Origin of the sequence: Rahnella sp. JUb53, assembly GCF_004346065.1 — a bacterium.
GTDB lineage: Bacteria > Pseudomonadota > Gammaproteobacteria > Enterobacterales > Enterobacteriaceae > Rahnella > Rahnella variigena.
Genome location: NZ_SLYT01000024.1, coordinates 1 through 4,789, shown reverse-complemented (window position 1 = coordinate 4,789; position 4,789 = coordinate 1). Strand labels below are relative to the sequence as shown.

5 protein-coding genes and 1 pseudogene are annotated in these 4,789 nt (G+C 51.0%); 3 read left to right on the top strand and 3 right to left on the bottom strand.

The window, feature by feature from the left end:
• From EC840_RS25090 to EC840_RS25080, 3 genes and pseudogenes are all read left to right on the top strand, one after another.
• Positions 1 to 1,374 (top strand): peptidase domain-containing ABC transporter (locus tag EC840_RS25090; RefSeq protein WP_132967445.1); only part of this gene is annotated, 1,374 nt, incomplete at its 5' end.
• Between the two features lie 14 nt (positions 1,375 to 1,388).
• The gene (locus tag EC840_RS25085) at positions 1,389 to 2,066 is read left to right on the top strand and encodes a type II CAAX endopeptidase family protein (RefSeq protein ID WP_132967443.1); all 678 of its coding nucleotides are present in this window, start codon (positions 1,389 to 1,391) and stop codon (positions 2,064 to 2,066) included.
• 186 nt (positions 2,067 to 2,252) lie between these two features.
• Positions 2,253 to 2,468, top strand: a pseudogene (locus tag EC840_RS25080) (Rpn family recombination-promoting nuclease/putative transposase); the annotation flags it as partial.
• Between the two features lie 73 nt (positions 2,469 to 2,541).
• Here the strand turns inward: EC840_RS25080 and EC840_RS25640 are convergent.
• From EC840_RS25640 to EC840_RS25070, 3 genes are read right to left on the bottom strand one after another with little or no spacing between them, the layout of a single operon-like run.
• Positions 2,542 to 2,979: a hypothetical protein gene (locus EC840_RS25640; RefSeq protein WP_243701121.1), complete on the bottom strand. Its 438-nt coding sequence runs from the start codon at positions 2,977 to 2,979 to the stop codon at positions 2,542 to 2,544.
• 21 nt (positions 2,980 to 3,000) lie between these two features.
• Positions 3,001 to 3,300 carry a hypothetical protein gene (locus tag EC840_RS25635; protein WP_243701120.1) on the bottom strand — a complete coding sequence of 100 codons (300 nt, stop codon included), beginning with the start codon at positions 3,298 to 3,300 and terminating at the stop codon, positions 3,001 to 3,003.
• 4 nt (positions 3,301 to 3,304) lie between these two features.
• Positions 3,305 to 4,267, bottom strand: a complete 963-nt coding sequence (locus EC840_RS25070; RefSeq protein WP_243701119.1) for a type IV toxin-antitoxin system AbiEi family antitoxin — start codon at positions 4,265 to 4,267, stop codon at positions 3,305 to 3,307.
• Positions 4,268 to 4,789: the final 522 nt, after the last annotated feature.

Here is a 4,789-nt window from a genome sequence, read left to right as displayed (position 1 = left end):
ACCCACATCAACGTGCAGTGGCAATCCGGGCTGTTTACCCACCTGCTGGGTTTACCCCTGAGTTATTTTGAACGACGCAGGCTCGGCGACATTCAGTCCCGGTTTGGCTCGCTGGATACGCTGCGCACCGCGTTTACGACCGGGATAGTCGGGGCAATAATGGACGGCATCATGGTGGCCGGCGTGCTGGTGATGATGGTGCTCTACGGCGGAATGCTGACCTGGGTCGTGCTGGGTTTTACCGCCGCGTACGTCCTTATCCGCCTGCTGACGTACGGACGCTACCGGCAGCTGTCGGAAGAGGCGCTGGTCAGGAGTGCGCGCGCCGGCTCGTATTTCATGGAAACCCTGTACGGCATTGCAACGGTCAAAATGCAGGGCATGAGCCAGCGCCGGGGAAGCCGCTGGCTCAACCTGAGCGTTGACGCCATTAACACCGGCATCAGGGTCACGAAAATGGACCTGCTGTTTGGCGGCATCAGTACGTTCGTCGCCGCCTGCGACCAGGTGGTCATCTTATGGCTGGGGACCAGCCTGGTGATAGACAACCAGATGAGCCTCGGAATGTTTGTGGCGTTTGGCGTATTTCGCGGTCAGTTCTCCGACCGGGTCGAGTCGCTGACGGGGTTCGTGCTCCAGCTGCGCATGATGAGCCTGCACAACGAGCGCGTTGCCGACATTGCGCTGAACGAAAGCGAGGCCGTAAAGCCGGATATCCCTTATACGGCCAGGATGGTGCCCCTGGGGCTGTCCACCCGTAACCTGAGCTACCGCTATGACAGCCAGTCCGCACCGGTTTTTAGCGGGTTAAACATTGCCGTTGCCCCCGGCGAGTGTGTGGCGATAACCGGCCCCTCCGGGGCGGGGAAAACGACGCTGATGAAAGTGCTGTGCGGCCTCTTCGAGGCAGAGGCGGGTGAGGTTCTCATTGACGGTGCAGATATCCGGCTGCTGGGCGTGAACAACTATCAAAAAATGATTGGCTGCGTCATGCAAGACGACAGGTTGTTTTCGGGCTCAATCCGGGAAAATATCTGCGGGTTTGTGGACAGCCCCGACGATGCCTGGATGACCGAGTGCGCCCGGGCCAGCCACATCCATGAGACCATCGCCAACATGCCCATGGGCTATGAAACCCTGATTGGGGAGCTGGGAGAAGGCCTGTCGGGCGGGCAGAAGCAGCGTATTTTCATTGCGCGCGCGCTGTACCGCCGCCCGGGCATCCTGTTTATGGACGAAGCGACCAGCGCCCTGGACGCCAGGAGCGAACGCTGCGTCAACGTTGCAATTAAGCATCTCAACATCACGCGGGTGATTATTGCTCACCGGCCGTCAACGATAGCGTCAGCTGACAGGGTTATCTCGTTAAACTAAGGAGGACAGGGAAGATGGCAGAGAACGAGTTTTTAGACAGGACAAAGGCGGTTAACGGCTGCCTCTCGATGCTTTTACTGAGCATTATTCTTGCCACGCTTCCGTACTTTCTCGAGAGCAGGGACGCATTAATCAGGAAGGGGGTGTTTTATCCGCTGATATACCTTACGCAATTTCTGGTGATTTTTACGCTGTATCTGCTGTTTTTCAGAAAAAGAGAGGGACTGGGCAAGGGGGAGATGAAGGGGCGCTATTTTGCCGTTTTTATCTTTTGCATTTTTGTCATTCAGTTCGTGTTGCCCCGGGCGCTGGGATTAACAAAGTCCGAGGACTGGCTCACCGGGCAGATGTCACTGCCGGGCTGGACCCTGCTGTTCAACGCAATGCTGCTGACCTTTGTGGTGCCCGTCTACGAGGAAATCATTTTCAGGGGGTGCCTGTTTAACGCCCTGATGTACTGGTTCAACGACAGGGTGTACTGGTCAGCCTTCGTTTTGGCGGCGACATTCTCACTGCTGCACACGCAGTATACGGACCCACGGACATTCTTTTTGCTGTTTCTGGTGTCGCTGGTTCTCACCGCCGCCAGGGTGAAGACAAAAGGCCTCGGCCTGCCCGTTGCCCTGCACATGATAATGAACGGCAGCGTCTCCGTGCTCAGCTATTTGTTCATCACCGTAAGCGGCAGATGAGGAACATATTTACGGAGGAATAAGCACAACGAATGGGATGAGGGTATGCCCATCTGAAACCACAGTGCCGAACATTTAGGCTGTTCTGCACTGGCACACAACTTAGTGACAGACGAGATAAAATTTGAAAAATCTCGTTCACACCACCTTATGCCGGAAATTTCGGCGGTTCCGGCATAGAACCCCTATACCGGCCCGTATCCGTACTCCACTAATTGGCTGCAGGAATTTGATGACCCGGAACTTGCAGGAAAACTCTTCGGCAATGCTTTTCCACTGGTAGATGTGACGGTCATACGCGACCGCAGTATGGTAGAGCTAACTCTGCTGCAAAAACATATCCGCCAGCGCAGATTGCTGGCTGTACACAGCCAACTCCGAAATAGTAGTTATCTGGTCGCATTGGCGGCTTTATTTCTCTTACCATGGAATTCCCCTCGTTACTAGGACAGCCAGCAATCTCTGCAACACTTGGTTATTCACTATGAAGTCCGGTCCAGAAATCTAAAACTCTCTCCTCGATGGCATCAGTATTGTCTGTCATGGTCTGACGGACAATTGCATCAGTGAGTGCATCTGCGTCAAGTTTAAAAAGTTCGACTATAGAATCTGGAGTACTGATCATCGCGATATCTTTTCCCAGCAAAAACGCCCCCATGCGATCAACATCCCAGTCACGCTTGTCACACTCAGCGGAATTTTCAAACGCACGCTCATTCTCAATCTGCCCGTACTCATTGATAATTTTATAAAGGTCTACCGCATCTTTTCCATTTGCCATTCCACGATCCCGCCAGGCGAAAAGTTTGAGCAACGCGAGACCAGGCAGGGAGCAGAAAGGGATTTGTTCCCCAGCTTGCATTGTTATCGATACTGTATGCCCGAAGGCTTCCTCAAAGCCATCAACAGCCATCACAACCTCACGATCCGGTGGCTAGGCAACTTTATTTGCTTCGGCAACGCCGCCAAAAGGAATGATGTCCAGTTCAATACCCTCCAGCACTAATCGGTGGGCATTCCCTTTTATAGTTTTTCCGCCAGCCGCAGTTAATGCCTGCTTCAGGTTGTCAAACAGCTGCCATTCCTGAACAAATGCCGCAAAATCAATATCACGAGTCCGCCGGCCGACCGCTCTTCCATACACATGATGTATCAGGATTTCGCGCGCAGTCGCACCCGCAATAAAGTAAGGGATACCCTGAGCGCTGCAGATTTGGTTTATCTGTAACAGCAAGGTCTCAGTAACTGAAGAGAGCGGAATCTTTAAGGTTAAGATATTTGTTATTGATAATCCTTGCGACTTCACGACTTCTGTCGTCGCCACCATCCAGCAAATCCCCAAGGCAAAGCATGGCTTTAGCTCGTGAATTGAGAGTAAGTGAACCCCAGAAACTCGCAATAATTTGCAAACCTGGTTCCCGTGCTGGTCTTAACGCCAGCCTGTTTCGACGCTCCACTAATGAATAGGGCGTATAGATTATACCCGTCACAGGTGCCAGATAGCCGCCGCTTAATGAGGCAGCAGCAAGCTCACCGCTCGCATATTCTCCAGTTTCCAGAGGCAAATGCTCCCAGGAACTTGGGGCTTCTAAAGTCAGCAGATCAAGCCGCGGTTTTAAAGAACGGGCGTAATCATTAATCCACATAGCACTAAGTCCGTCAGTATCTATCAGGCGTCTGCCGGTTTTCGCCTTTCGATAATGTCGCCTCTTTTCAAGAATATCAAAGGCTTTGCTAACCATGCCCAGTGAAATACCCGATAGTTCTGCCAACTGACGGTACGTTTTGTTGAGCGCATCGGGTTCATAAAGTAATACAAACAGTAGTTTCATCACGCCTTCAGGGAATATCCCACCGACTGCAACATTTGTTTTTTCCTCCTGCTTTCCCTGAATAATGATGCAAAGCCCCGGCACATCAATGTGCGCATTTCCGGCACTATCGATAAAGTTAATGCGGTTTTGCGTACAGTAGTCCGACAACGGCGGAGAAAGTCGATTGCAAATGAGCAGCACCGGCAGACCATTCACTGACTGGTTAGTGCGCCTTTCAACGCCGGCGAGAGTCTCAATTCTATGTACTGTTTTTATTTGAAGAGTAAAGTTTTTTCTCCCCCCGCCCGCAGTGGTCAGCGTGACTCTTCCATCAGTGTCATCGTCTTCCTGGGCAAGCTCATATTCTAACAAGATGCCAGGGGGCATCGTTTCGGCAACTTTTGTGATAAGTCGTTGAGGTGTTATTTGTTCACACCTTAATTTTGTTCATGAATCATGAACAAATACATACTATGAACAAATGAGGTTTATGCAACTCTCTATGAAGTGATCCGGCATGATTTATTGAAATGAGTTCTTGAGAATCATCCCCGTTGTGTTAACAGATTATAATGGCGATGGATTAAATACTTGCCGATCCTCATGAGCAGCGGACGCTGCTCTTTTAGGCAAATGTTGAAGTATCGTGTAAAGCTGGAAAACAGTTCTTTTTCAGATTTAGATTTAAATCGAGGGATGTGCTGTCCGCTTTGTGCCAGAAGCAGACATTGCTTACATCGTGCTATGTTAGTTTAATGGGAGCAGCTCACCTCTTCTAATCATCCGCTTAGTGGGTATGGCTTGCCAGGTTATGGGGGGGGCGGAAGTTCTGTTGCTACATTGAGCGTTCAATTTTTCATGTCTGTTAGGAATCGTTTACCTAAATGAGTGTATTATGTGGGGAATGAA